This window comes from Telluria sp. ZT3P26 (assembly GCF_059686035.1).
In genome coordinates this window covers 1,291,819-1,318,292 of record NZ_JCASII010000001.1, presented here as the reverse complement: position 1 = coordinate 1,318,292, position 26,474 = coordinate 1,291,819, and the positions used below count along the sequence as shown (strand labels likewise).

Genomic DNA, 26,474 nt, shown 5'->3' with positions numbered 1-26,474 from the left:
CTTGGTCAGATGGAGGCGTCGGCGGCCAGGTACATCTCGGCGATGCGGATGTCCGATGGCAGCGTGACTTTGAGGTTGCGCGGGTGCCCTTCGACCAGCCTGGGGGCCAGCCCGAGGGCTTCGACCGCACTGGCGTCGTCGGTGATCGCTTCGGGATCAGTCGCCGCGTCGAGCGCGCGGCACAGCAGTGCGTAAGTGAACATCTGCGGCGTCTGGGCCAGCCACAGGTTGGCGCGGGCCACGGTCGTGATGCCGCCCTCGCCCCTGCGCTTGACGGTGTCGACCACCGGCAGGGCCAGCAGGCCACCGGCCGGATGGTCGCCCGTCTCGGTGATCAGGCGTTCGATCAGCGCCGCGTTCAGGCCGGGGCGCGCGGCGTCGTGCACCAGCACGTGGTCGGTATCGGCCAGCGTGACGCGCACGGCGTGCAAGCCGTTGCGGATCGATTCCATGCGCGTCGCGCCGCCGCAGCGCAAGACCGTCACGCGGCTGGCAGGATCGGTGGCGTCCGGCAGCACGGCGTCGATGAACGGGTCGTCGGGGCTGACCACGACGTAGGTGTGCGCGATCAGCGGGCTGGACAGAAAGGCGTCGACCGTGTGGCGCAGCATGGGCTTGGCGCCGATCGGCAGGTATTGCTTGGGACTGCCGGCAGCCATGCGGGCGCCGACGCCGGCGGCCGGAATCAGGGCCACGTGGCGGGTTACGTCGGGTTGTTCATTCATTGTCATCAACAGCTGGTTGTCATCCATTGCGGCGCGCGGTTCTCAGCAACGACTGTACCTCACCTGCACAAACCTTGCCCAGGCGGGCGTACTCCTGCGGCGTATCGATCGCGGCCTGCAGCACTTCGACCCTGGCCATCTCACCTTTGATATAGGGCATCCAGCTGCGGTCGATCTCTCGCTGCAGCAGCGCCTGCGCCTGGCCGATGGGTGCGTACAGCGGCTTGCCGGCAAAGCGCCCTGCCAGCCGCGCGCGCACGGTCGCCTCGGCCTTCGGCATGAAGGTCTGGTAGGTCGTCAGGTGGCGCATTTCGTGGGCCAGCACTTCGCGGTAGGCGCACGATGCGGGCGGGAATTCGCGGCTGACATACACGACGATGGGCGCGTAATCGAGGCTGACGTCGATGCGCGGCGCCACGCATTCGTAGCCGGTGGCCGGGTCGGCCAGCATGCGCCCGCCGACATTGATGCGCACGCGAGCTTCGGTATGCGTCAGGCCCAGCACCCACGAACCGCGCCGCACGCTGGGCATCAGGCGCGTGAGGTCGTGGTACGAGCGGGTGTTATCGATGCGGTAGCCCTGCTCGCGCGTCGACAGCACCGAGATGCTCTCGCCGATCGTGTCTTCGCAGCGCGCCTGCAGTGGCGTGCGGGTCTGGGCCGACGCTGACGGGATCAATAATGACAGCAGTGCTGCCAACAACAAATACGGCATCTTGCTCAGTCAGGCGTCCAGTCGCCGGCCAGGATTTTCTCGAGCCAGAACGTGCCGATGATCGTCTTGACGTCGGTGATCTCGCCGCGGCGCACGAGGTCCAGCAGTTCGGGGAGCGTGACGCTGAACAGTTCGAGGAATTCGCCCGCATCGAGTTGTTGTTCGCCGTGCGTCAGGTCTTCGGCGAGGAAGATCTCGAGGTGCTCGTCCGAGTAGGCGATGGCATTGTGGATGGTGCAGACGAAGCGCCACTTCGCGGCCGTGTAGCCGGTCTCCTCGACCAGTTCGCGCTTCGCGCAGTCGAGATGGTCTTCGCCCGGGTCGATCTTACCGGCCGGGAATTCGATGAAGACCTTGCCATTTGGGTAGCGGAACTGGCGTTCCAGCAGAATGCGCCCATCCGGCAGCAGTGGCAGGATGACGACGGCGCCGGGGTGGCGGATGAATTCGCGGTGGCTTTCCTTCCCATCCGGCAGGCGGATACGGTCGCGTTCGACCTTCAGGAAGGGTCCATCGTAGACGACGCCGCCATCGAGGCGGGTTTCTTTCAGTTCCGACACTATGTGCTCCTTATCGTTGAGGCTGCGATACGAAGCATCATAAGCGAACCGCCCGATCTCTACCTGCGTGGCTTGTGCAAATACCGCATGACGAAGCCGGGAAATGCGAGCACCAGGAACAGGCACCCGGTCACGGCATGAAATTCCCAGGTCTGAACCGCCACCGAGCCAATGCGCGATTCGAGCAGGCGGGCAATCAAGCCCACCACGAAGTACAGCACGATCAGCTCGAGGAGCCGCACCGGGAACGGCTTGGTGCGGCGCTCCCCGGCCGGCTTGCGGCTGGGGAGCGTCACGAGCCCGAACAGGCGCTCGTTGATGAACGGCAGGTTGGCGGCAGCGAGCGCGAGCAGCACCACCAGCCAGGTGGCCAGGTTCAGATCCACGCCTTACTTGGCCAGCGTGGCCTGCATGGCGCTGTAGCAGACAGCCAGCAGGCTGCCCGGGATCACGCCCATCACGACAATCGCCACACCGTTGAGCGACATGATGATGCGCATGTCCAGCGGGGTCGAGATGGCCGAGGTGTCGGCAGCTTCGTCGAACCAGATGGTCTTGACGATGCGCAGGTAGTAGAACGCACCGATCAGCGAGAACATCACCGCGACGACGGCCAGCCACACCATGCCGGCATTGGCGACGGCCTGCAGGACAGCGTACTTGGCGATGAAGCCCACCATCGGCGGCACGCCGGCCAGCGAGAACATCAGGATGGTCATGACAATCGCGAACCATGGGCTGCGCTTGCCGAGACCCTTGAAGTCGCTGATCAGCTCTGCTTCATGGCCGGCGCGCGCCAGCATCATGATCAGGCCGAAGGTACCGACCGTCGTGAGCACGTAGATGATCGTGTAGTACATGCCGGCGCTGTAGGCAGCGGCGGCATCGGTGGTATCGCTGCCGGTATAGCCCACCACGAGGGCCAGTACGACAAAGCCCATCTGGGCAATGGTCGAGTAGGCCAGCATGCGCTTGATGTTGGTCTGCGCAATCGCGGTGATGTTACCGAAGGCCAGCGAAAGCACGGCCACGACCATCAGCATCTGCTGCCAGTCGGTTGCCATCGATGGCAGTGCTTCGACCAGCAGGCGGATCACGATGGCAAACGTCGCCAGCTTCGGCGCGCCGCCCAGCAGCAGCGTGACAGCCGTCGGTGCACCCTGCACGACGTCGGGCACCCACATGTGGAATGGCACGACGCCGAGCTTGAACGCCAGGCCGGCGACCAGGAACACCAGGCCGAAGACCAGGATCATGCGGTCGGCTTCGCCGGCGCCCGTGACCTGGCTGATCGTCGTGATGTCCAGCGAACCGGTGGCGCCGTAGATCATCGACATGCCGTACAGCAGGAAGCCCGAGGCCAGTGCGCCGAGGACGAAATACTTCATCGCCGCTTCGGTCGAGATCGCGTGATCGCGGCGCAGTGCCACCAGGGCGTACAGCGACAGCGACATCAGTTCGAGGCCGAGGTAGATCGACAGCATGCTGTTACCGGAGATCATGATCATCTGGCCCAGCATCGAGAACAGTGCCAGCACGTAGAACTCGCCGCCCAGGTTGCCCGACATCATGTGACGCTCGCCGACGTACTGGCGCGAATAGATCAGGGTCATGGCCGTGGCCACGTAGGTAAACAGCTTGAGCAGGTTCGACATCGGGTCGGACACATACATACCACTGAAGGTAAACACGGTCGTGCCGGCATTGAAATCGACGAACGAGAACACGGCGCAACCGGCGATTGCCAGCAGCGACAGCGCATACGTCAGGTTGCGCTTGCCGGCCTTCAGGTACATATCGATCAGCAGGATCGCCGATGTCGCGATCAGGAGGAAGATCTCGGCGTACACCGGCACCAGATTGGTGTCGGCTGCCGATAACAGGGTTGGGGTCATCTCATTCATGGCGTTTTATTGAGGCACTTTGCTGACTGCGACATGTTGCAGGAGATCGGTGACCGACACCTGCAGGGTCTCGGCGATCGGCGCAGGGTACAGGCCCATGGCCAGGGTGGCGATGGCCAGCACCGACAGGATGGCGAACTCGCGGCCGTTGAGGTCGACCAGTTCGGCGACATGCTTGTTGGCGACCGGGCCAAAGATGACGCGCTTGACCATCCACAGCGAATAGGCGGCGCCCAGGATCAGCGCGGTGCCCGACGCAAGACCCGTCCAGAAGTTGAACTCGACGGCGCCCAGGATGACCATGAACTCGCCGATGAAGCCCGACGTCGCCGGCAGGCCGGCATTGGCCATCGAGAACAGCACGGCGAAGGCAGCGAACTTCGGCATCGTGTTGACGACACCGCCGTACGCGGCGATTTCACGCGAGTGCACACGGTCGTACAGCACGCCGATACACAGGAACATCGCGCCCGACACGAAGCCGTGCGAGATTGCCTGCATCAGGCCGCCCTGCACGCCCAGGTCGTTGAACATGAAGAAGCCCAGCGTGACGAAGCCCATGTGAGCAATCGACGAGTACGCCACCAGTTTCTTCATGTCCTTCTGGACCAGCGCGACCAGGCCGATGTAGATCACGGCGATCAGCGACAGCACGATGACAACCGGCGCCAGGTACTGGCTTGCGTCCGGGGTGATCGGCAGAGAGAAGCGCAGGAAACCGTACGCGCCCAGCTTCAGCATGATCGCAGCCAGCACGACGGAGCCACCGGTTGGCGCTTCGACGTGGGCATCCGGCAGCCACGTGTGCACCGGCCACATCGGGACCTTGACGGCAAACGCCATGAAGAACGCGCAGAAGATCAGGATCTGCTCTTTCATCGTCAATGGCAGCAGGTGCCAGTCGAGGATGTTGAACGAGCCCGACGCGTTGTACAGGTAGATGATCGCGACCAGCGTCAGCAGCGAACCGAAGAACGTGTACAGGAAGAACTTGAACGCTGCATACACGCGGTTCGGACCGCCGAACACGCCGATGATGATGAACATCGGGATCAGCGTCGCTTCGAAGAAGAAGTAGAACAGCAGGCCATCCAGCGCGCAGAACACGCCGATCATCAGGCCCGACAGGATCAGGAACGAACCCATGTACTGGGCGACACGTTCCTGGATCACTTCCCAGGCCGCCAGCACGACGATGATCGTGATGAAGGCGGTCAGCGGCACGAACCACAGCGACAGGCCATCCACACCGAGGCGGTAGAAAATGTTGAAGCGATCGATCCAGGCCGCTTCTTCAAAGAACTGCATGCCGTGGGCGGCGTTGTCGAAGTTCGTGATCAGGGGAATCGTCGGCAACAGGCTGACGATGGCGCCCACGAGCGAGAGCATGCGTACCATGCCGGCGTTCTTGTCGCGGCCGACGGCCAGGACCAGCACGCCGAACAGGATCGGGAGCCAGATGGCCAGGCTCAGGTACGGTGGAAATGTTGAAATTGTAGACTGCATCATTTTTCGTTATCTCTGCCTGTGATTAACCGCGCCAGAACGGGAAGAAGTACAGCATGGCCGCCAGCACGCCAACGATCATCACGAACGCATAGTGGTAGATGTAACCGGTCTGTGCTTTACGGGTGATGGTCGAGAACCAGCCGACTGCCTTGGCGCTGCCGTTGACGACCAGGCCGTCGATCAGGCCGCGGTCGCCCACTTTCCACAGGCCGCCGCCCAGCAGCAGCGAGCCGCCGGCGAAGACTTTCTGGTTGAACGCATCCATGTAGTACTTGTTGTCCAGCAGGGTGTGCAGTGGCTTGAACTTGGCATAGAACCAGGCCGGCACGCGTGGGTTGATCATGTAGCAGTAGTAGGCGGCAACGACGCCAGCCAGTGCCAGCCAGAACGGTGCGGTCTGCAGGCCGTGCAGGGCCATCGCGGCAGCGCCGTGGAACATTTCGCCCAGTTCGGCCATGGCCGGGTGGTTCGGGTTCACGGTGATGACGCCATCGAAGAACGTGCCATGCAGCATCGGCTGGATCGTGAAGAAACCGATCAGCATCGACGGGATGGCCAGCAGGACCAGTGGCACCGTCACGACCCATGGGGATTCGTGCGGTTTCTGGCCCGGGGCCAGGCCGTGGTGGCCGTGGTCGTCGTGCGCGTCTTCTTCGTGGTGCGAGCCGGAATCGTGCAGTGCGTGCGGATCCGAATGATCGTTGGCAGCCGCCTTGTGATGCGCGTGATCGTCATGATGGTCATGCGCATGGGCTTTGCCGAAACGCTCTTCGCCGTGGAACACGAGGAAGTACATGCGGAACGAGTAGAACGCCGTGACAAACACCCCGGCCAGCACTGCGAAGTTCGCAAAGCCGGTACCTGGCAGGTTACTTGCGTGCACCGCCTCGATGATCGAATCCTTCGAGTAGAAGCCCGAGAAGAACGGCGTACCGATCAGGGCCAGCGAACCGATCAGCGACGTGATCCAGGTGATCGGCATGTACTTGCGCAGGCCGCCCATGTTGCGCATGTCCTGGTCGTGGTGCATGCCCATGATGACCGAGCCGGCGCCGAGGAACAGCAGTGCCTTGAAGAACGCGTGCGTCATCAGGTGGAATGCGGCGACCGAGTAGGCCGACACGCCCAGTGCCACAGTCATGTAGCCCAGCTGCGACAGCGTCGAGTAAGCAACTACGCGCTTGATGTCATTTTGAATGATGCCCAGGAAGCCCATGAACAGCGCGGTGATCGAACCGATGACGATGATGAACGACAGCGCGCCATCGGACAGCTCGAACAGCGGTGACATGCGCGACACCATGAAGATGCCGGCGGTAACCATCGTTGCGGCGTGGATCAGTGCCGAGATCGGGGTCGGGCCTTCCATCGAGTCAGGCAGCCAGACGTGCAGCGGGAACTGCGCCGACTTGCCCATCGCGCCGATGAACAGGCAGATACAGGCGGCGGTCAAGAGCGGCCAGTCGGTGCCCGGCACCGTCATCAGGGCCAGCTGGTCGGCCTGGGCGAACACTTCGGCGTAGTTCATCGTGCCGGCAGCGGCCAGGATCAGGCCGATACCGAGGATGAAGCCGAAGTCGCCGACGCGGTTGACCAGGAACGCCTTCATGTTGGCAAAGATCGCCGTTGGACGCGTGTACCAGAAGCCGATCAGCAGGTACGACACCAGGCCCACTGCTTCCCAGCCGAAGAACAGCTGCAGGAAGTTGTTGGACATGACCAGCATCAGCATCGCGAACGTGAACAGCGAGATGTACGAGAAGAAGCGGTTGTAGCCGTCATCCTCGGCCATGTAGCCGATCGTGTAGATGTGCACCATCAGCGACACCGACGTGACGACGCACATCATCATCGCGGTCAGGGTGTCGATCTGGAAGCCGACGGCCAGCTTGAGCGTGCCGACGGTCATCCAGGTGTACAGGTCCTGGTTGAGCGTGAAGCCGTCGAGCGCGGCCATCAGGGTCATGACCGAAATGACCAGCGCGATCGCCACGCCGAGGATGGTCGCGGTATGCGACACCTTGCGGCCGACGACATTGCCCAGGAACTTGGTACCCAGCAGACCGGCAATTGCCGAGCCTGCGAGCGGTGCCAGTGGCACTGCCAGTAAGAGTGAGGTTGAAATTTGCCCCGCCATGTTGAACCTTATTCGTTATAAGTTATCGAGCGAGACCGATCAGCCCTTGAGGCTGTCGAGGTCTTCCACGTTGATCGTGTCCAGATTGCGGAACAGGACCACCAGGATCGCCAGGCCGATTGCACTTTCGGCGGCCGCGACGGTCAAAATGAAGAACACGAAGATCTGCCCCGCCGCGTCGCCCAGGTAGTGGGAAAACGCGATGAAGTTCAGGTTCACCGCCAGCAGCATCAATTCGATGGCCATCAGCAAGATGATGATGTTCTTCCGGTTCAGGAAGATACCGACCACCGAGATCGCGAACAGGATCGCGCCCAGGATCAGATAGTGTGCGAGGGAGACGGTCATTTGCTTTCCTTCGGTTCGGCAGGTGCGGCGGCAGCAGCAGCGGCAGCGGCCTTGGCCACGTTCGCGGCATCGATGGCCGGCTGGTTCACGGTCGCGACCTTGATGATCTTCAGGCGGTCGTTGCGTTTCACACGCACGGCGTCGGCCGGATCGATGGCCTTGCTGTCCTTGCGGCGGCGCAAAGTCAGGGCAACGGCTGCGATGATCGCCACCAGCAGCACCACGGCGGCAATTTCAAAGCCGTAGATGTAGCGGGTGTAGATCTGCAGGCCCAGTTCCTTGGTGCCGCCGATGTTCAGGGCAGCTGCTTCCGGCGTTTGCTGGAAGTTGCTGTAGCCATGCCACAGCACCGCGCCCATTTCGAGCACGATCAGCGCGCCGACGCCCGAGGCGAGCGGCAGGAAGCCCCAGAAACCTTCGCGCATGCGGTCGATATTAATATCGAGCATCATGACGACGAACAGGAACAGCACCATGACGGCGCCGACATAGACCAGCACCAGCACGATGGCGAGGAATTCGGCCTTCAGCAGCAGCCAGATACCGGCGGCGTTGAAGAAAGCCAGCACCAGGAACAGCGCGGCGTGAACCGGGTTCTTGGCGGTGATGACGCGCAGGCCGGCCAGCACCATCACGGCCGCGAACACGTAGAACAAAATATCAGTAAATGTCATGACTAACCCAGGAGCCTCTTGTAATTAACACTTAGCGGAACTTGGCGTCCGCCTCGCGGGCAGCGGCAATCTCGGTTTCGTAGCGGTCACCCACGGCCAGCAGCATCTCTTTGGTGTAATAGAGGTCGCCGCGTTTTTCGCCGTGGTATTCCAGCACGTGGGTTTCGACGATCGAGTCGACCGGGCACGATTCTTCGCAGAAGCCGCAGAAGATGCACTTGGTCAGGTCGATGTCATAGCGCGAGGTGCGGCGGGTGCCGTCTTCGCGCTGGGTCGACTCGATCGTGATCGCCATGGCCGGGCAGACTGCTTCGCACAGTTTGCAGGCGATGCAGCGCTCTTCCCCGTTGGGGTAGCGACGCAGCGCATGCAGACCGCGGAAGCGGTTCGACATCGGGGTCTTTTCTTCCGGGTACTGGACCGTGATCGAGCGCGACAGAGCGTAGCGGCCGGTCAGGGCCAGGCCCTTGATCAACTCGGTCAGCATCAGGCTGCCGAGGATTTCTTTCATACGTGACATGTGCGTCCCCTTACTTCCAAATATTCCACGACGTCTGCATCCAGGCGGCGATGAACACCAGCCAGATCAGCGTGATCGGAATGAACACTTTCCAGCCCAGACGCATGATCTGGTCGTAGCGGTAACGTGGGAACGTACCGCGCACCCAGATGAAGAACGTGACCAGACAGAACGTTTTCAGGAACAGCCAGAAGAAGCCGATGAAGCCGCCCAGGGTGCCGCCGACTTCGAGGAAGCTGAACGGTGCCGACCAGCCGCCGAGGAAGAACAGCGATGCCAGGCAGGCGATCAGGATCATGTTGCCGTACTCGGCCAGCATGAACATCGCGTACGACATGCCCGAATACTCGACCATGTGACCGGCAACGATCTCGGATTCACCTTCGATCACGTCGAACGGGTGACGACCGCACTCGGCCAGGCCCGACACCAGATAGATGATGAACAGCGGGAACAGCGGCAGCCAGTTCCACGACAGGAAGTTCACGCCCCAGCCGGCGAACGTGCCCATCTGCTGACCGGCAACGATGTCCGACAGGTTCAGGCTGCCCGTGACCATCAGCACGACGACCAGCACGAAGCCCATCGGGATTTCGTACGAGATCATCTGGGCCGATGCGCGCATGGCGCCCATGAACGAGTACTTCGAGTTCGACGCCCAGCCGGCGATGATGATGCCGTAGACCTCGACCGAGGTGATCGCCATCAGCAGCAGCACGCCGGCGTTCACGTTGGCCAGCGCAAACTGCGGACCGAACGGGATGACCGACCACGCGGCCAGCGCCGGCATGATCGTCATGACCGGGCCGATCACGAACAGGCTCTTGCTGGCCTTGGCCGGGATCACGATCTCTTTGATCAGGAGCTTCAGGCCGTCGGCCATCGGCTGCAACAGGCCGCCAGGACCGACGCGGTTCGGGCCGACGCGGATCTGGATCCAGCCGATGAACTTGCGTTCCCACAGCGTGGCGTAGGCGATCGCGATCATCAAAGGTGCCAGCACCGCGATGATCTTGATCAGGGTCCAGACAATCGGCCAGACCGGGCCGAGCAGGTCTGCACCGCCGGCGTTGAATGAATCAATGTAACCGGGCGCGGCCATTACTTGCTCTCCCCTGCTTTTGCAACTTGGATGGAACCGAACATGGCGCCCAGACCTGCCACGGCCGGATGGCCGGCGGCGACCCGCACTGCGTTCGATGGCAGCGTGGCGTCGACATCGGCCACCAGCACGGCCGAACCGGCGCCCTGCGTGACGGTGACGCTGTCGCCGGCCTTGACGCCGATCGATTCAGCCACTGCCTTCGACAGCGTGACCAGCGGCGCGTTCGCGTCGGCGGTGCGCTGCAGCGGCTCGGCGCGGCGTGCCAGCGCATCGGTGAAGTACACCGGCACGTCGGTCACGCGCTCGAGCTGGCCGGCCGGCGCATAGGCGCCAACGGTCGGTGCCAGCGTGGCTTTGTTGTTCAGCTTGCCCGACAGGTCGGTGACACCCTTGCCGAACACCTCGTCGCGGATCGATTCCGACGTGTCGTAGTCGAAGCCTTGCAGGCCCAGGAGGTTACCCAGCACGCGCAGCACTTTCCAGGCTGGACGGGTGTCGCCCAGCGGACGCACGGTGCCGTTGAAGCTCTGTGCGCGGCCTTCGCAATTGACGAACGTGCCCGAGGTTTCCGAGAACGGCGCGATTGGCAGCAGCACGTCGGCGTAGTCCAGGCCATGCTTGAAGGCCGACATGACGACAACCATCTCGGCGCCGGCCAGAGCGGCACTGGCTTGCTGCGGGTTGGCAGCGTCCAGTTGCGGCTCGGCGTTCAGCAGCACGTAGGCTTTTTTCGGCGTGGCGAACGGTGCTTCGTTCTTGCCCGACGTGGCGCCCACCAAGTGGCCGCCGATCGTGTTGGCCGATTCGACCAGATAACCGAACGAGCAACCGGTCTGCTCGGCGATCCACTGCGCTGCGGCGTGGATTTTCGACGCTTGCGGATGTTGCGCAGCAGCGTTGCCCAGCAGGATCGCGCCTGGCAGTTCAACGTCGCCAACGACGACCAGCGACGCGGCGATGGCTTTGGCGATGTCCGATGCTTCGATCTGCTCGAAACCGGCTGGCGCCGCGATGCCCTTGTCGGCAGCGATCGCAACGACGATTTCCGACAGCGCGACGAGCCAGTCGCTCGGCGCGGCGATCAGTTTGTGCGCCACTTTCATCAAGAGTTCGTCGTCCGCGCCGGCCACCAGCGACAGGCGCAGGCCCGACTTGGTGGCGGCGCGCAGACGCGTCGTGACCAGCGGGTGATCCTTGCGCAGGAACGAACCGATGACCAGCGCGCGCTTGAGCGTGCTCAGCTGGGCGATCGGCATGCCGAGCCATGGCGTGACCTGGCCGTCGAGCGAAAAATCGCTCTGGCGCAGGCGGAACTCGACGTTGTCGGAGCCCATGCCACGCACGGCCTTGTTCAGCAGGTGCAGTTCTTCGACGGTCGAGTGCGCAGTCGCGACGGCAGCGATCGCATCGGCGCCGTGCTCGTGACGGATATTGCGCAGGCCGTGGGCGACGTATTCGAGGGCGGTCTGCCACTCGGCTTCCTGCCACATGCCGCCCTGCTTGATCATTGGCTTGGTCAGGCGGTCGGTGTTGTTCAGGGCTTCATACGAGAAACGCTCTTTATCCGACAGCCAGCATTCGTTGACCGCTTCGTTCTCGAGCGGCAGCACGCGCATGACGCGGCCACCCTTGACCTGGACGATCAGGTTCGCGCCCAGCGAATCGTGTGGCGAGACCGACTTGCGGCGCTGCAGTTCCCACGGACGGGCCGAATAACGGAATGGCTTGCTGGTGAGCGCGCCGACCGGGCACAGGTCGATCATGTTGCCCGAGACTTCCGAGTCGACGGTCTTGCCGACAAACGTCGTGATCTCGGAATGCTCGCCGCGGCCCAGCATGCCGAATTCCATGACGCCGGCTACTTCCTGGCCGAAACGCACGCAACGGGTGCACTGGATGCAACGCGACATCTCTTCCATCGAGATCAGCGGGCCCGCTTCTTTCGGGGCCACCACGCGCTTTTCTTCTTCGTAGCGCGAGCCGCTCTTGCCATAGCCCACAGCCAGATCCTGCAACTGGCATTCGCCGCCCTGATCGCAGATCGGGCAGTCGAGCGGGTGGTTAATGAGCAAAAATTCCATCACCGACTTCTGGGCCTGCACGGCCTTGTCGCTGTGGCTGCGCACGATCATGCCAGGCGAGACCGGAGTCGCGCACGCTGGCAAAGGCTTCGGCGCCTTTTCCACTTCGACGAGGCACATGCGGCAGTTCGCAGCGATCGACAATTTCTTGTGATAGCAGAAGTGCGGAATGTACGTTCCGAGCTTGTTTGCGGCGTCCATCACCATCGAACCCGGTGGGACTTCAACTTTCTTGCCGTCTAATTCAATTTCAACCATGGGATCGTTACCTGACCTGGTTTAAAGGTATGAGGGCACGAGGCAGTGCTTGTGCTCAATGTGATATTCAAATTCTTCGCGGAAGTGCTTGATCATGGCCTGCACTGGCATCGCAGCCGCATCGCCGAGCGCGCAAATCGTGCGGCCCTTGATGTTGTCAGCGATGTTGTTCAGCAGATCCATGTCGTCCGGTCGGCCCTGGCCATGCTCGATGCGGTGAACCATGCGGTACATCCAGCCCGTGCCTTCGCGGCATGGCGTGCACTGGCCGCACGATTCTTCGTAATAGAAGTACGACAGGCGCAGCAGCGACTTGACCATGCAGCGCGTCTCGTCCATGACGATCACGGCGCCCGAACCCAGCATCGAGCCGGCCTTGGCGATCGAATCGTAGTCGAGATCGGTTTGCATCATCTGCTCGCCCGGCACCACTGGCGCCGACGAACCGCCTGGAATCACGGCCTTGATCTTCTTGCCACCGCGCATGCCACCGGCCAGTTCCATCAGGGTCGCAAATGGCGTACCCAGCGGAACTTCGTAGTTGCCTGGCCGCTCGACGTCGCCCGAGATCGAGAAGATCTTGGTGCCGCCGTTGTTCGGCTTGCCCAGCACCATGTAGTTCTCGGCGCCGATGTTCAGGATGAACGGGACCGCAGCGAAGGTCTCGGTGTTGTTGATCGTCGTCGGCTTGCCGTACAGGCCGAACGAGGCCGGGAACGGCGGCTTGAAGCGCGGCTGGCCCTTCTTGCCTTCGAGCGACTCGAGCAGCGCGGTTTCTTCGCCGCAGATGTAGGCGCCATAACCGTGGTGCGCGTGCAGCTGGAACGAGAACGTGCTGCCCAGGATGTTGTCGCCCAAAAAGCCCGCGGCGCGCGCTTCTTCCAGCGCTTCTTCAAAGCGCAGGTAGTCTTCGAAGATCTCGCCGTGGATGTAGTTGTAGCCCACGGTGATGCCCATCGCGTAGGCGCCGATGGCCATGCCTTCGATCAGCGCATGCGGGTTGTAGCGAATGATGTCGCGGTCCTTGAACGTGCCCGGCTCGCCTTCGTCGGTATTGCAGACGAGGTATTTCTGGCCCGGGAACTGGCGCGGCATGAAGCTCCACTTCAGGCCGGTCGGGAAACCGGCGCCGCCGCGGCCGCGCAGGCCCGACGCCTTCATGTCGGCGATGATCTGCTCGGGCGTGATCTTTTCTTCGATGATGCGGCGCAGCGCCGAGTAACCACCACGGTTGACGTAGTCGTTCAGGTGCCAGTTGGTGCCGTTCAGATCCTTCAGGATCAGCGGCTTGATGTGACGATCGTGCAGGCTGGTCATTTGTTCAGTTCCTCAAGCAGGGCGTCGATCTTGGCGTCGCTCATGAACGAACACATGCGGTGGTTGTTCACCAGCATGACGGGTGCGTCGCCGCAGGCGCCCATGCACTCGCCTTCCATCAGCGTGAACTTGCCGTCCGCCGTGGTGTCACGGAAGTCGATATTCAGGGCATCCTTGATGCGCTGGGCCGCGCGTTCACCGCCCGACAATGCGCATGGCAGGTTGGTGCACACGGTGATCTTGTGCTGGCCAACCGGCTTGACGTTGAACATATTGTAGAAAGTCGCCACCTCTTGCACGGCAATCGCCGGCATCTCGATGTAGTCGGCGATTTCCTGCATCGTCTCTGGCGACAGCCAGCCCAGTTCGACCTGGGCGTGGGCGAGCGAGGCCATCACGGCCGACTGGCGTTGATCGGCTGGGTACTTGGCCAGCTCCCGATCGATTTTTTGATAGCACTGCGGGGATAACATATTCTTCTCTGCCTTTCGGACTAGCGGTCAATACTGCCGAACACGATGTCTTGCGTACCGATGATGGCGACGGCATCAGCGATCATGTGTCCGCGTGCCATTTCGTCGAGGCTCTGCAGGTGGACATAGTCCGGCGTGCGGATTTTCAGGCGGTATGGCTTGTTGGCGCCGTCGGAGACGATATAGATGCCGAACTCGCCCTTCGGATGCTCGACCGCAGCATAGGCCTCGCCCTCGGGGACGTGGAAGCCTTCGGTGAACAGCTTGAAGTGGTGAATCAGCGATTCCATATTGGACTTCATGTCCATCCGGTTCGGCGGCGCAATCTTGTTATTGTCGATCATGACCGGGCCCGGATTCGCGCGCAGCCACGTGATGCATTGCTTGATGATGCGGTTCGACTGGCGCATCTCTTCCACGCGCACCAGGTAGCGGTCGTACGAGTCGCCATTGGTGCCGACCGGGATGTCGAACTCGACCTTGTCGTAGGCTGCATACGGCTGCGTCTTGCGCAGGTCCCAGGCGATGCCCGAGCCGCGCAGCATGGCGCCCGTGAAGCCCATCGCTTTCGCGTCTTCCGGCGTCACGACACCGATGCCGACGGTACGCTGTTTCCAGATACGGTTGTCGGTCAGCAGGGTTTCGTATTCGTCGACATAGCCGTCGAAGCGCTTCGTGAACGCGTCGAGGAAGTCGAGCACGGAGCCCTGGCGGTGCTCGTTCAGTGCGTCGATGGCCTTGGCGCTGCGGATCGGCGAAGCCTTGTGCTGTGGCATCGTGTCCGGCAGGTCGCGGTACACGCCGCCCGGGCGGTAGTAGGCCGCGTGCATGCGCGCGCCCGACACCGCTTCATAGACGTCGAACAGGTCTTCGCGGTCGCGGAAGCAGTACAGGAACGGGCCCATGGCGCCGATGTCCAGCGCGTGCGCGCCGAGCCACATCAGGTGGTTCAGGATGCGGGTGACTTCGTCGAACATCGTGCGGATGTACTGGGCGCGGATCGGCGCCTGGATACCCAGCAGCTTTTCGATGGCCAGCACGTAGCCGTGTTCGTTGCACATCATCGACACGTAGTCGAGACGGTCCATGTATGGCACCGATTGCAGGTAGGTGCGGGTTTCGGCCAGCTTCTCGGTGCCGCGGTGCAGCAGGCCGATATGCGGGTCGGCGCGCTGGATCACCTCGCCGTCGAGTTCGAGCACGAGGCGCAGCACGCCGTGCGCTGCCGGGTGCTGCGGACCAAAGTTCAGGGTGTAGTTCTTAAGCTCAGCCATTATTTCGTCCCGTAAGTCTCTTCGCGAATCACGCGGGGAATGTTCTCGCGCGGTTCGATCGTGACGGGTTGATAGATCACGCGTTTCTGCTCGGGGTCGTAGCGCATCTCGACATAACCCGAGATCGGGAAGTCCTTGCGGAACGGGTGGCCGATGAAACCGTAGTCGGTCAGGATGCGACGCAGGTCGCCGTGGCCATCGAACAGGATACCGAACAGGTCGAAGGCTTCGCGCTCGAACCAGTTGGCGGCGCGCCAGATCGGCGTGATCGATTCGACCAGCGGCATGTCGTCGTCCGGGCAGAACACCCGCACGCGCACGCGCCAGTTGTGGGTCAGCGACAGCAGGTGCACGACGACCGCAAAGCGCGGTCCTTCGTAGGTGCCTTCGCCATATTCCGAATAGTCGACGCCGCACAGGTCGATCATCTGCTCGAAGGCCAGCGCAGGGGTATCGCGCAGGGCCGTCATCGAGCGGATGTAGTCGGCGGCCTTGACCACCACCGTGACTTCACCCAGCGCGCTGGAAATAGCGGCGCCCTCACCCAATGCAGTCTGCAGGGCGAGTTGAAGGGTTTCGAGTTTTGTCGTCATGGAGTACGCCGTCCGTTTTTAGCGCGCGATGGTATTGGTGCGCTTGATCTTGTTCTGGAGCTGCATGATGCCGTACAGCAGAGCTTCGGCGGTCGGTGGACAGCCTGGCACGTAGACATCGACCGGGACGATGCGATCGCAGCCACGGACGACCGAATACGAATAGTGGTAGTAGCCGCCACCGTTGGCGCAGGAGCCCATCGAGATGACCCAGCGTGGCTCGGCCATCTGGTCGTAGACCTTGCGCAGCGCCGGCGCCATCTTGTTGCACAGCGTGCCGGCAACGATCATGACGTCGGACTGGCGTGGCGACGGGCGGAACACGATACCGAAACGGTCCATGTCATAGCGGGCCGCGCCCACGTGCATCATCTCGACCGCGCAGCAGGCCAGACCGAACGTCATCGGGAACATCGACCCGGTACGTGCCCAGTTGACCAGCTTGTCGGCTGTGGTGGTGATGAAACCTTCGTTTAATACGCCTTCAATAGCCATGGCTTATTCCCAATCAAGGGCACCTTTCTTCCAGATGTACCAGAAGCCCACGACGAATTCGGCGATGAACACCATCATCGTGATGAAACCGGTGAACCCCAGTTCGCGCATCGAGACGCCCCATGGGAAGAAGAATGCCGTTTCAAGATCAAACAAAATAAACAGGATCGCGACCAGGTAATACCGGACGTCGAACTTCATGCGCGCGTCTTCGAAGGCTTCGAAGCCGCATTCATACGGAGACAGTTTGGCATCGTCGGGCTTGTGCGGCCCGAGCAGGCGACCAAGCACCTGCGGGGCAACACCGACACCGATGCCAACCAGGATAAAGAGAAGAACGGGGAGATAACTTTCGAGGTTCACGATGAAGCCTTCTGAACGATCGGTTAATGGAACGCTGCAGAGATGCAGCACCGAATCGTGCGAACCTGGCTTCGAGCCTGCCGCCAGGATCGTACGACAGATCCTCGTAAAAAAGCCAGCTCAGGCATGAGGTAAAGACTCGTGCGCCCTTGCTGGCTTTCTTTCTAAATTTTGGTGCCGACGGCGAGACTCGAACTCGCACAGCTTGCGCCACTACCCCCTCAAGATAGCGTGTCTACCAATTTCACCACGTCGGCTGGAGAACAGTATTTTAACCTGCTTTAGCACTATCTTTCAATGCTCAAATTGCGCAATCACAAAGATATTTGCTATTTATTTGAATCATATCGCCGAACAATCTATTGGACGCTCTTTTACTGACATGAGCATGACAACCTTCGTTGCGACACGACTGTTCATATTGCAAGGCTGCCCGTGGAGGTTGTCCAACCCTGTCACGCGCCGCGGTATTCTACGCCTAAAAACAACAATGCGCCCGATAAAAGGCGCATTGTTTTCGAACCACAACGGCGCGCATGGCGCCGGGACAGCGTGACCTGGTTTTATGCCGGCATCGGTACGGACCTGATCACCGAGCTGGCCACGATGCTGGTTGCTTATTTGGTCGCTGGCGCAGGCACTGCCGGCGCTGGCGCCGGGACTGCCGGCACTGCACTGCCGGCTGGCAGCGTCGGCACGTCGGCTGGCGCCGTCTGCACCGGAGCCGTGACCGGGATACCGGCTGCAGGCGCCTGGGCGCGGCCCATCACGCCGGCGTTGTCGCCACCGCTGCGGTCGTTGCCGATGTAGGCCAGCGTCAGCGTGGTGCCGAAGAACACGGCGGCGGCCACTGCCGTTGCCTTGGACAGGAAATTCGACGAACCGGATGCACCAAACAGGCTGCCCGAGGCGCCGGAGCCGAAGGCCGCGCCCATATCAGCGCCCTTGCCGTGCTGCATCAGGACCAGGCCAATAATGGACAGGGCCGAGATAACCTGCACGACGATAATAAGATTAGACCAGATCATTGCAATTCCATTCCAAGGTTTAACAGCGTTTCAAATTTTTTGTAATTCCAAAATCTTCGCAAAACTAAATGCAGGAGATTATGTCCTTATGCGGCGCGCAGAATGCCGAGGAAATCGGCCGCTTTCAGTGCCGCCCCGCCGATCAGGCCGCCGTCGATGTCCGGTTGCGCCAGCAGCTCGCGTGCATTCTCCGGCTTCATGCTGCCGCCGTAAAGGATTTGTACGGTATCGGCCGCGTCAACGTTGCACTTGCGCACTAATGCGCGCATGTCGGCGTGGACCTGCTGCGCCATTTCAGGCGTCGCGGTCTTGCCGGTGCCGATCGCCCATACCGGCTCGTAAGCCAGCACCAGGCGCGGAACATCCTCGAAGCCCACCAGCTCCAGCACGGCGTGCAACTGGCCGCCGACGACGTCGTTGGTCTCGCCCGCTTCGCGCTGCTCCAGCGTTTCGCCGATGCAGACGATCGGGGTCAGGCCGGCGTCCAGCGCCGCCTTCGCCTTGCGCGCGACCAGCTCGTTCGACTCGCCGTGGTAGCCGCGGCGCTCGGAGTGGCCGACGATCACGTAACGGCAGCCGAAATCCTGCAGCATCGACACGCACACTTCGCCGGTGAAGGCGCCGCACGGCTCGGTCGCGACATCCTGCGCGCCCCAGGCCACGCTGCTGCCAGCCAACAACTGCTCGCACTGGAACAGGTACGGCGCGGGGACGCACACCGCGCACGCTGCCTGAATCTCAGGGCCCAGTCCAGCGAGAATGCCTTGCAGCAGCTCGGCATTGACTGCCCGGCTGCCGTTCATTTTCCAGTTACCTACTACGAGTGTGGGACGCATACTACCCCATGTCAAATAACCCGCTATTCTAGCGGTCGATATTGTGGCGGTCAAACAGTGGCTGACAGCGTCAACCGGCCTGAAACCGCCCGTGGATGCACCGCGCGGGGCCCATGGACCCCGCCGGCGCGCCTGTTGTTTTTATGGTCAGTCGGCCAGCACCTGCAGCACGATCTTGCCCACGTGGGTGCTCGATTCCATCATCGTGTGCGCTGCAGCAGCTTCCGCCAGCGGGAACACGTGATGGATCACCGGCTTGATCTTTTTCTGCGCAAACAGCGGCCAGACCTGCTCGCGCAACTGGCGCGCAATGGCTGCCTTGAATTCGACCGAACGCGGCCGCAGCGTGGACCCGGTGATGGTCAGGCGACGGCGCAGTACCTGGTTCATGTCCAGATTCGCCTGCGCACCACCCAGCAGCGCGATGACGACCAGGCGGCCGTCGTCGGCCAGGCAGTCGATTTCGCGCGCCACGTAGTCGCCCGCGACCATATCCAGAATCACATCGACACCACGGCCGTCCGTAAGTTCCTTGACCACGGCAACGAAATCTTCATCGCGGTAATTGATGCCGCGCTCGGCGCCGAGCGCTTCGACGGCGCGGCATTTGTCGTCGCTGCCGGCCGTGATGAACACGCGGTGCCCCAGCGCGCTGGCAATCTGGGTGGCGGTCACGCCGATGCCCGAGCTGCCGCCCTGCACCAGCAGGCTTTCACCTTCGCTCAGGCGGGCGCGGTCGAACACATTGCTCCAGACCGTGAAATAGGTTTCCGGCAGCGTTGCCGCTTCAAGCGGGCTCAGGCCTTCCGGCACTGGAAGGCATTGCGCGAGCGGCGCGGCGCAGTATTCGGCGTAACCGCCGCCCTGCACCAGTGCGCAGACGAGGTCGCCCTTGGCAAAACCGCTGTCACCCAGGTCGCCGTCGACGATTTCGCCGGCTACTTCGAGGCCCGGCAGATCGGAGGCGCCCGGCGGCACCGGGTATTTGCCCAGGCGCTGGAACACGTCCGGGCGGTTGATACCGGCAGCATGGACCTTGATCAGGACTTCGCCGTTTTTCAGGACCGGCATCGGCCGGTCGCACAGTTGCAGGACGTCGGGCTGACCCGGCTTGGTAATCTCGATGGCGCGCATGGATGGCTCCCGCATTAGCAAAACCGCAATTGTACGGGAGTCGGCGACGGCTTGCCGGTCACCCCGGCGATCGTGCGCGCCACCGGATACAGAGCCGAAAGGCTACGAATAGGTCGTGACCGTCACGCCCTGCTCGACCGCATCGAGCGCCTGGCGCGCCATCGTGCGAATGCCCTCATAGCTGCGCGCGGCGGCGATGAAGCGGCCCGTGTGGCAGAACACGGCATCCGGCACGCCCGTCACGGCAGCCAGGTCCGCTTCGCGCAGGCCCGCCCAGGTTTCAGGCAGGTCGGCGCGCGCATCGAAGCTTTCCGTGTCGACCGACACCGTGTGCAGGATGTAGCGGTTCTCGGTCAGGCTGTGGCTGATGACGAACAGGATCTTCGGCATTTCCTTGCGCACGATGCTGCTCCACGGCAGCGCGGCGTTCTTCAGGAAGAGCAGCTTGCCGCCCTCGAGTACCTCGGCCTGGCGCACCTGCGTGACGGCCAGCATGGCGCCCACGCGGTAGCGCACGGCATTGCCCATGATATCGATGAGAAACTCCACCGCGCGCATGAACTGGCCCATGCGGTACACGTCGACCGCTTCGCCGTAGCCCAGGCGCTGCTCGTCGAGCCAGCCCGGATTGAAGCCCGAGACCACGGCCGACAAGCCATAGCTGCCCGGCGCATTCTTGGCCACGCCGACATCCGACAAATCCAGGTACTGGACGATATCGACGTCAATGGCGTACGCGATCTGCTGGGCCGTATCGTCCGATAAGGTTTCGCCCGTATGGCGCAGCGCCAGCGCGGCGACGCATTGCGCACCGTGGTCGCGCCAGACGAGGCCGGCGCTGGCATACGGCACGCCGGATGGACGGGTGGCGTTGAATTCCTTCTGGTGGTGGTCGAACCGGCCCGTGGCCGGGTCCCACACCCCGCCGACATCGATCGCGAAGTCGGCGGCATCGATTTTGGCCTGCTCGCGCGTACGGATGACGTCAGCGTCGGGGAACAGCACCTTCAGGACGGCGACTGCCCACGCATCATCTGCGTGGAATTTGCCGCCGTGAGTGGCAATCAACATACAAGCTCCAAATTGCCGCTACGCCACGATTGTGTCGGGCGCGCGAGTGAGTCAAAGCCGAAGCCTACCATGCAAGCACGCATTTCAGCCGATCTCAGCGCGCCCGGCCAGCCTGGCGGCGGTCGCCGGCGCCCTGTTGGCCGGTCGCCGCGCGCTCGCCCAGTGCCAGCGCCAGCTTCTTGTGGCGGTGTGCGAAAAACAGCTTGACGAGGTAGCGCACGACGGGCGTGGCCAGGCGTGGCGTAAAGGCCAGGTGGTCCGTAATCTGCGCGCCCCGGCCATCGGCCGACGGCGTGATCACACGTTCATGGCGCCACGAGCGCATCGACAGCAGGTCGGATTCTTCGACGAAGCGGTGGCCCGGCTCCATCTCGGTAAAGCGCAGCTTGGACATATCGATCGGAAACAGACCGAACAGCAAAAACTGGCAGCGGCCCAGAACGGTGTTGAGCGCGGTATCGGGGCCGATATGCGTCATCGCCCTGGGAAAGACCACCTTGAGCAGCGGGCGCATTTCGGTACGCACCCCTTCGAGCGATGTCGACCAGGCCCAGGCTTCGCCGGTCGAGACCGGCACGATGGTCGTCATCGTCAGTGTTACCTTCGCCATTGCGACTCCTTGACAGTGTGTTCACACCATCATGGCCTGCCTTGCACGCCGGTTCGGTTCGCCAACCCGCATAACCGGACGATTGCCGGACTGCTGCGCAGAGCGCGCTGGCGCACTAGGCGTCGCCGCCCGTCTTCGACGTCGTCGGCAGCGGCGTGCCCGGCTTCCAGGTACGCGACAGCGCCTGCGCTTCTTCGATCTGCTCCTGCGTCATGCGCCTGGCGATGGCAGCGCGCTGGTCGACGGCATTGCGGTTGCCGCCGGCCGCAGCCAGGTTGTAGAGCATGTACGCCAGCACGACATCCTGCGGCACGCCGGCCACGTGGTAGCGGTACATCAGTCCGAGGGCGTTCTGCGCCTCGGCATGGCCCTGCTCGGCCGCCTTGCGGAACCAGGTCACGGCGTGCTTCTGGTCTTGCGGCACTGAGTTACCCGTGTAATACATGGCGCCGACCACGTACTGCGCATCGGCCTTGCCCTGGAGCGCGGCCTTCTGGTGCCAGGCGAACGCCTGCTTGTAGTCGCGCGCGACGCCCCGTCCCATGTAATACATGAGCCCCAGCAGATGCTGCGCTTCGGCATGGCCGGCCCTGGCCAGCGGCGTGACTTCCTTCAGCGCGAGCGCATAGTTGCGGGCGTTGTAGGCACTGGCGCCTTCGGGAAAACCGGCATGGGCGCTGCCCTGCAGACCGAACTGCAGGCACAGCGCCAGGAGAATTGCAAAGAGTGGTGTCGTCATGGTTCGTACACAGAGTCCAGGTCGTTGCCGATGCCGCCGGGATACCTCCGCCCGGTGTGGTGGTCGCGCGTCCGTCATTTCCAGTTGACCTTGCCCAGCCCGTCGAGCGCCACCTTGCGATTGACCGGCTTGCCCAGTACCGTCACCGACCCCATCCCCGACAGCGACACATTGATACTCTGGCGCACGTTGACGGTGGCATTGCCGAGCCCCGACAGATCGAGCGCCACCGAGTCGACGCTGCAGCCCTGTGCATCGAGCCCGCCCAGGCCGCCCAGCTCGGCCTTCAGGCGCTTGCTGCGGCCGGTCAGGGTCACGAAGCCGGCGCCGCCCAGGTTCAGGTCGATGCCCTCGCTGTCGATCCCGTGGATCTTCAGGTTGCCCACGCCGCCCAGGTTGGCGGTGATGAAGCGGTAATTAGATGATGATACCGACATTGACCCCGCGCCATCGAGATTGATGTCGAGTGACTGGCCGGCAAAGCCGCTGACCGTGGTGGCGCCGATACTTTCGGACGAGACCGCGCGCAGGTTCGGCAGCACGAGTTCGGCCTGGATGCCGGACGAGCGGCCGAAGTTGAAGCCCCCGCGGCGGCTTTCGGTCTCGATATTGAGCGTGTCGCCGCGCTGCGTGGTGGTGGTGCGCGACAGCAGGCGCGCGTCGCCCGTCAGCACCAGCGTGGCCGGTGTGCCCTGGCGGATCACCAGATCCCCCACCCCTTCGAGCGTCACGCGCACGACCTGCGCATCGACCGGCCGCGTCTCGCTGACCGTGTCCGGCGCGGCGCGCACGAGGCCCGCCGTGGCGCCCAACAGGGCGGCAACGGCGCCCAGCTTGAAAAGGTGATTCATCGCGGTTCTCCGGTATGTTGCGGCCCGGGCGGGTGCCGGGACTTGTCATGATGAAACTATATCCCGAAACGCCGACGCCCCTGCCGTGTGTGCGATGAACTGCAAAAAACGGCGTCCGAACTGCGCGGCGGTGGCAGTTTGCGGCAGCACGACACGGGCCCATGCAGCACGCATGGCCGCGCGTCACCCTGCGCCAGCGCAACAAAAACATTCTTTTAAAGCATGCCATTGCGCTAAGATGTTTCGCCGGCGGCGCACCCTGCCCCGGTCACATTCATTTCATTGCGATCCATTTCGAGGTCCCCATGCGCATGCGCCACTACCCCGCCCTGCTGGCCGGGTTCACCCTGTCGATGTCGGCATTTGCCGCACCGGCCGACGGGTGGACCTTGCCGGTCACCATGAAAAAACTCGACAACGGCCTGACCGTGATCGTGTCGGAAGACCGCACCTCGCCCACCGTCGGCGTCTCGGTCGTCTACCACGTCGGCATGCGCCTCGAGCCGAAGAACCGCACGGGCTTCGCGCACCTGTTCGAACACCTGATGTTCCAGGGCACACCGAATGCGCCGAAGGGCGTGTTCGATACGACGATCACGGGCGGCGGCGGCTGGAACAACGGCTCGACCCGCCCCGACTTCACCAACTACATCGAGACCGTGCCAAGCTCGGCGCTCGAGCCGATCCTGTGGCTGGAAGCAGACCGCATGAAGACGCTCGACTTCAGCCCCGCCACGCTGAAGAACCAGCAGGACGTCGTCAAGGAAGAAATCCGCGTTAACGTGAAGAACCAGCCGTATGGCGGCTTCATGTGGATCGACATCAGCCAGCACGCGTTCCAGAAATGGGAAAACAACCACGACGGCTACGGCAGCTTCGAAGACCTGGAAAACGCCAGCCTAGACGACGTGCGCGCATTCCACCGCGACTACTACGGCCCAAACAACGCGGTGCTGGCGATTGCCGGCGACATCACGCCGCAGCAGGGCTTCGCGCTGGCCCAGAAATACTTTGGCGCCATTCCCGCGCGGCCGGTACCGAATGGCACGGATTTCAGCGAACCCCTGAACACGGCCGAAAAGCGCCTGCAGCAAAGTGACGCACTGGCCCAGGTGCCGGCAATTGCCGCAGCCTGGAAGGTGCCCGAGCGCGGCAGCCGCGACCAGGCGCCGGTCGCCGTGCTGGCCGAGCTGCTGGGCGGCGGCGATGCGTCGCTGTTCTACCAGGGCCTGGTCAAGGGCCGCGAGATCGCGCTGAACGTCGACATCCTGTTCGGCCTGACCAGCCCGTGGGAATACAACGGCCCCACCCTGATGACCGTGCATGCGCTGTACAAGCCCGACAGCAGCGCGGACGCGATCCTCAAGGCCATGGACGAAGAGATCGCCAAGGTTGCCAGGGACGGTGTCGACGACGCGACCCTGAAGCGGGTCAAGACGCGCATGCTGGCCGACTGGAACAACAAACTGGAAAGCTTCGTCAACCGCGCCGACACGATGGCCAAGCTGCAGGTGCTGTGGGGCGACGCGAATGTCGTCAACAAGATTCCGGGCTGGATCGATGGCGTGACCTCGAGCGACATCCAGCGCGTCGTCAAGACCTATCTGGTACCGACCAACCGCACCGTCATCGACCGCAAGCCGGCCGCCATGATCGAGGCCGCCAGGACGGCTGCGGCCCCTGCCACCACTGCGCCTGCCGGCGTCACCAAATAAGGAGCGCCTCATGAACAAATTGATGCTCGCGCTTGCCGTCTCGCTGGCGTTCGCGCCAACGCTGCATGCACAAACCAAGGCCCCGAACGGCATGCCTGCCTACGGCCAGGAAAAATCGATTCCCGCACCGAAGATCAGCAAGCAGACGCTGGCCAACGGCCTGACCGTCTGGGTCGTGCCGCGCCAGGGCTTGCCGCGCGTGGACTTCGTGCTGGCGCTGCGCGGCGCCGGCTTTGCGGCCGACGCCCCGACACAAGGGGGCTTTGCGGCAATGCTCGCCGGGATGCTCAACGAAGGCACGGCCAAGCGCGATTCACGCGCCATTGCCGAAGCGGCGCAAGGCATGGGCGGTGAAGTCGCGGCCAGCCCGGCCGCCGACGGCATCATCCTTTCGGCCAATGCCGTCGCCTCGCAGGCGGGCGGGATGCTGGACCTGATGGCCGAGATCGCGCGCCAGCCGTCGTTCCCAGAGAACGAGGTGGCGCTGGCCAAGGCCAATGCGCTGCAGGCGCTGCGCGTGGCCGAGACCCAACCTGGGTTCCGCGCCGAGCGCGCGATCAAGAAAGCCGTCTACGTCGATCACCCGTACAGCCGCACCGATCCGACTGCCGAGTCGATCAATGCCGTGAACGCGGCGCTGCTGCGCACCGAACACGCCAGGCGCTTCCGCCCTGACCGCGCCCTGCTGGTCATCACCGGCCGCATCACCGAAGCAGACGCGATGAAGCTGGCGCAGACCGCGTTTGGCGACTGGAAGGCCAGCGGCGCCGCATTGCCGGATACGCCCGCCGTCGCCACGAACGTGAAGCCGGCGCGCATCGTGCTCAAGCGTGATGGCAGCGTGCAGTCGACGCTGCGCGTGGGCAGCCCCGGCATCGCCGCCAGCGCCGCCGACCAGATTCCGCTGCGCCTGACCAGCACCATCATCGGCGGCGGCTTCTCGAGCCGGATCAACACCAATCTGCGTGAAGAAAAGGGCTACACCTATGGCGCCTCGGCAGGTGCGCGCATGAGCCGCGCGGGTGGCATGATGGTCGGCGGCGCGGACGTGCGCAACGAAGTCACGGGCGCAGCGCTGGCCGAATACTTCAAGGAATACAAGCGCCTGGGCAGCGAGCTGGTGCCGGCCGCCGAAATGGAGATGAACAAGCGCTACGTCGCGGGCGGCTACCTGCTCAGCAACCAGCTGCAGCGTTCGGTCGCCAATACGCTGGCCGCGAACTGGCTGGTGGGCCTGCCGCCCGAATTCCTGGGCGACTACGTGCCGATGATCCGCAAGGTCACGCCGCAGCAGGTGCGCACGGTGGCGCAGAAATACTTTGCGCCCGAAAAGCAGTCGATCGTGATCGTCGGCGACCCGTCCAAGCTTGACGCGCAGCTGGCGCCGTATGGCGAATTCACGGTGACGGACAAGTAATCCATTCACCGCTGTCGCGATG

The 26,474-nt window shown here is 62.9% G+C and carries 27 protein-coding genes and 1 tRNA gene; 2 read left to right on the top strand and 26 right to left on the bottom strand.

Features of this window, described 5'->3' with window-relative positions; genetic code table 11:
• Positions 1-5 precede the first annotated feature (5 nt).
• From ispD to AC56LN_RS05705, 26 genes are all read right to left on the bottom strand, one after another.
• Entirely contained in the window at positions 6-725 is a 720-nt protein-coding gene (gene ispD / locus AC56LN_RS05830; protein WP_499570786.1) for a 2-C-methyl-D-erythritol 4-phosphate cytidylyltransferase, read from the bottom strand.
• Between the two features lie 19 nt (positions 726-744).
• Positions 745-1,440 (bottom strand): hypothetical protein, encoded by a 696-nt coding sequence (locus tag AC56LN_RS05825; protein WP_499570368.1) that lies wholly within the window; start codon positions 1,438-1,440, stop codon positions 745-747.
• Positions 1,441-1,445: 5 nt separating this feature from the next.
• Positions 1,446-2,003 (bottom strand): NUDIX domain-containing protein, encoded by a 558-nt coding sequence (locus tag AC56LN_RS05820; protein ID WP_499570785.1) that lies wholly within the window; start codon positions 2,001-2,003, stop codon positions 1,446-1,448.
• Positions 2,004-2,059: 56 nt separating this feature from the next.
• Positions 2,060-2,386 carry a DUF2818 family protein gene (locus tag AC56LN_RS05815; protein WP_499570367.1) on the bottom strand — a complete coding sequence of 109 codons (327 nt, stop codon included), beginning with the start codon at positions 2,384-2,386 and terminating at the stop codon, positions 2,060-2,062.
• A 3-nt stretch (positions 2,387-2,389) separates the two neighbouring features.
• Positions 2,390-3,904, bottom strand: coding sequence for an NADH-quinone oxidoreductase subunit NuoN (nuoN, locus tag AC56LN_RS05810; RefSeq protein WP_499570365.1), 1,515 nt, complete (start codon positions 3,902-3,904; stop codon positions 2,390-2,392).
• A gap of 6 nt (positions 3,905-3,910) precedes the next feature.
• A complete protein-coding gene (locus AC56LN_RS05805) occupies positions 3,911-5,413 on the bottom strand; it encodes an NADH-quinone oxidoreductase subunit M (protein ID WP_343025373.1) in 1,503 nt (500 codons plus the stop codon).
• A gap of 22 nt (positions 5,414-5,435) precedes the next feature.
• Positions 5,436-7,550 (bottom strand): NADH-quinone oxidoreductase subunit L, encoded by a 2,115-nt coding sequence (gene nuoL / locus AC56LN_RS05800; protein ID WP_258834887.1) that lies wholly within the window; start codon positions 7,548-7,550, stop codon positions 5,436-5,438.
• A gap of 39 nt (positions 7,551-7,589) precedes the next feature.
• The gene (gene nuoK / locus AC56LN_RS05795; protein ID WP_183557698.1) at positions 7,590-7,898 is read right to left on the bottom strand and encodes an NADH-quinone oxidoreductase subunit NuoK; all 309 of its coding nucleotides are present in this window, start codon (positions 7,896-7,898) and stop codon (positions 7,590-7,592) included.
• Entirely contained in the window at positions 7,895-8,572 is a 678-nt protein-coding gene (locus AC56LN_RS05790) for an NADH-quinone oxidoreductase subunit J (protein ID WP_499570364.1), read from the bottom strand. The genes nuoK and AC56LN_RS05790 overlap by 4 nt, the downstream gene beginning before the upstream one ends.
• A 31-nt stretch (positions 8,573-8,603) precedes the next feature.
• On the bottom strand, positions 8,604-9,092 hold the full coding sequence (nuoI, locus tag AC56LN_RS05785) for an NADH-quinone oxidoreductase subunit NuoI (protein ID WP_183557692.1): 489 nt from the start codon (positions 9,090-9,092) through the stop codon (positions 8,604-8,606).
• A gap of 10 nt (positions 9,093-9,102) precedes the next feature.
• The gene (gene nuoH, locus AC56LN_RS05780; RefSeq protein WP_332531045.1) at positions 9,103-10,194 is read right to left on the bottom strand and encodes an NADH-quinone oxidoreductase subunit NuoH; all 1,092 of its coding nucleotides are present in this window, start codon (positions 10,192-10,194) and stop codon (positions 9,103-9,105) included.
• A complete protein-coding gene (nuoG, locus tag AC56LN_RS05775; protein WP_499570363.1) occupies positions 10,194-12,536 on the bottom strand; it encodes an NADH-quinone oxidoreductase subunit NuoG in 2,343 nt (780 codons plus the stop codon). The genes nuoH and nuoG overlap by 1 nt, the downstream gene beginning before the upstream one ends.
• A gap of 21 nt (positions 12,537-12,557) precedes the next feature.
• A complete protein-coding gene (gene nuoF, locus AC56LN_RS05770) occupies positions 12,558-13,853 on the bottom strand; it encodes an NADH-quinone oxidoreductase subunit NuoF (RefSeq protein ID WP_499570362.1) in 1,296 nt (431 codons plus the stop codon).
• Positions 13,850-14,326: an NADH-quinone oxidoreductase subunit NuoE gene (gene nuoE, locus AC56LN_RS05765; protein WP_258834891.1), complete on the bottom strand. Its 477-nt coding sequence runs from the start codon at positions 14,324-14,326 to the stop codon at positions 13,850-13,852. Before nuoE ends, nuoF begins: the two co-directional genes overlap by 4 nt.
• 20 nt (positions 14,327-14,346) lie before the next feature.
• The gene (locus tag AC56LN_RS05760; protein WP_183557677.1) at positions 14,347-15,600 is read right to left on the bottom strand and encodes an NADH-quinone oxidoreductase subunit D; all 1,254 of its coding nucleotides are present in this window, start codon (positions 15,598-15,600) and stop codon (positions 14,347-14,349) included.
• Positions 15,600-16,193 (bottom strand): NADH-quinone oxidoreductase subunit C, encoded by a 594-nt coding sequence (locus tag AC56LN_RS05755; RefSeq protein WP_482899456.1) that lies wholly within the window; start codon positions 16,191-16,193, stop codon positions 15,600-15,602. The genes AC56LN_RS05760 and AC56LN_RS05755 overlap by 1 nt, the downstream gene beginning before the upstream one ends.
• Before the next feature lie 18 nt (positions 16,194-16,211).
• A complete protein-coding gene (locus tag AC56LN_RS05750) occupies positions 16,212-16,688 on the bottom strand; it encodes a NuoB/complex I 20 kDa subunit family protein (protein ID WP_147933132.1) in 477 nt (158 codons plus the stop codon).
• Positions 16,689-16,691: 3 nt separating this feature from the next.
• Positions 16,692-17,051: an NADH-quinone oxidoreductase subunit A gene (locus AC56LN_RS05745; protein WP_183557670.1), complete on the bottom strand. Its 360-nt coding sequence runs from the start codon at positions 17,049-17,051 to the stop codon at positions 16,692-16,694.
• A gap of 172 nt (positions 17,052-17,223) precedes the next feature.
• Positions 17,224-17,308 (bottom strand) — tRNA-Leu (locus tag AC56LN_RS05740).
• 360 nt (positions 17,309-17,668) lie between these two features.
• A complete protein-coding gene (gene secG / locus AC56LN_RS05735; RefSeq protein ID WP_343025365.1) occupies positions 17,669-18,079 on the bottom strand; it encodes a preprotein translocase subunit SecG in 411 nt (136 codons plus the stop codon).
• An 86-nt stretch (positions 18,080-18,165) separates the two neighbouring features.
• On the bottom strand, positions 18,166-18,915 hold the full coding sequence (gene tpiA, locus AC56LN_RS05730) for a triose-phosphate isomerase (RefSeq protein WP_499570360.1): 750 nt from the start codon (positions 18,913-18,915) through the stop codon (positions 18,166-18,168).
• A 147-nt stretch (positions 18,916-19,062) separates the two neighbouring features.
• Positions 19,063-20,049, bottom strand: coding sequence for an NAD(P)H-quinone oxidoreductase (locus tag AC56LN_RS05725; protein WP_499570359.1), 987 nt, complete (start codon positions 20,047-20,049; stop codon positions 19,063-19,065).
• Positions 20,050-20,151: 102 nt separating this feature from the next.
• Positions 20,152-21,120, bottom strand: a complete 969-nt coding sequence (locus tag AC56LN_RS05720; RefSeq protein WP_499570358.1) for an MYG1 family protein — start codon at positions 21,118-21,120, stop codon at positions 20,152-20,154.
• 94 nt (positions 21,121-21,214) lie between these two features.
• Entirely contained in the window at positions 21,215-21,730 is a 516-nt protein-coding gene (locus AC56LN_RS05715) for an Rv1443c family protein (protein ID WP_499570357.1), read from the bottom strand.
• 115 nt (positions 21,731-21,845) lie between these two features.
• Positions 21,846-22,469: a tetratricopeptide repeat protein gene (locus tag AC56LN_RS05710; RefSeq protein ID WP_499570356.1), complete on the bottom strand. Its 624-nt coding sequence runs from the start codon at positions 22,467-22,469 to the stop codon at positions 21,846-21,848.
• Positions 22,470-22,543: 74 nt separating this feature from the next.
• Entirely contained in the window at positions 22,544-23,320 is a 777-nt protein-coding gene (locus tag AC56LN_RS05705; RefSeq protein WP_482899463.1) for a GIN domain-containing protein, read from the bottom strand.
• Between the two features lie 305 nt (positions 23,321-23,625).
• Between AC56LN_RS05705 and AC56LN_RS05700 the strand changes: the two genes are divergently transcribed.
• Together AC56LN_RS05700 and AC56LN_RS05695 are read left to right on the top strand one after the other, a co-directional pair.
• A complete protein-coding gene (locus AC56LN_RS05700) occupies positions 23,626-25,035 on the top strand; it encodes a M16 family metallopeptidase (protein ID WP_499570355.1) in 1,410 nt (469 codons plus the stop codon).
• A gap of 10 nt (positions 25,036-25,045) precedes the next feature.
• Complete coding sequence (locus tag AC56LN_RS05695) at positions 25,046-26,452, top strand: M16 family metallopeptidase (protein ID WP_499570353.1); 1,407 nt, start codon at positions 25,046-25,048, stop codon at positions 26,450-26,452.
• Positions 26,453-26,474: the final 22 nt, after the last annotated feature.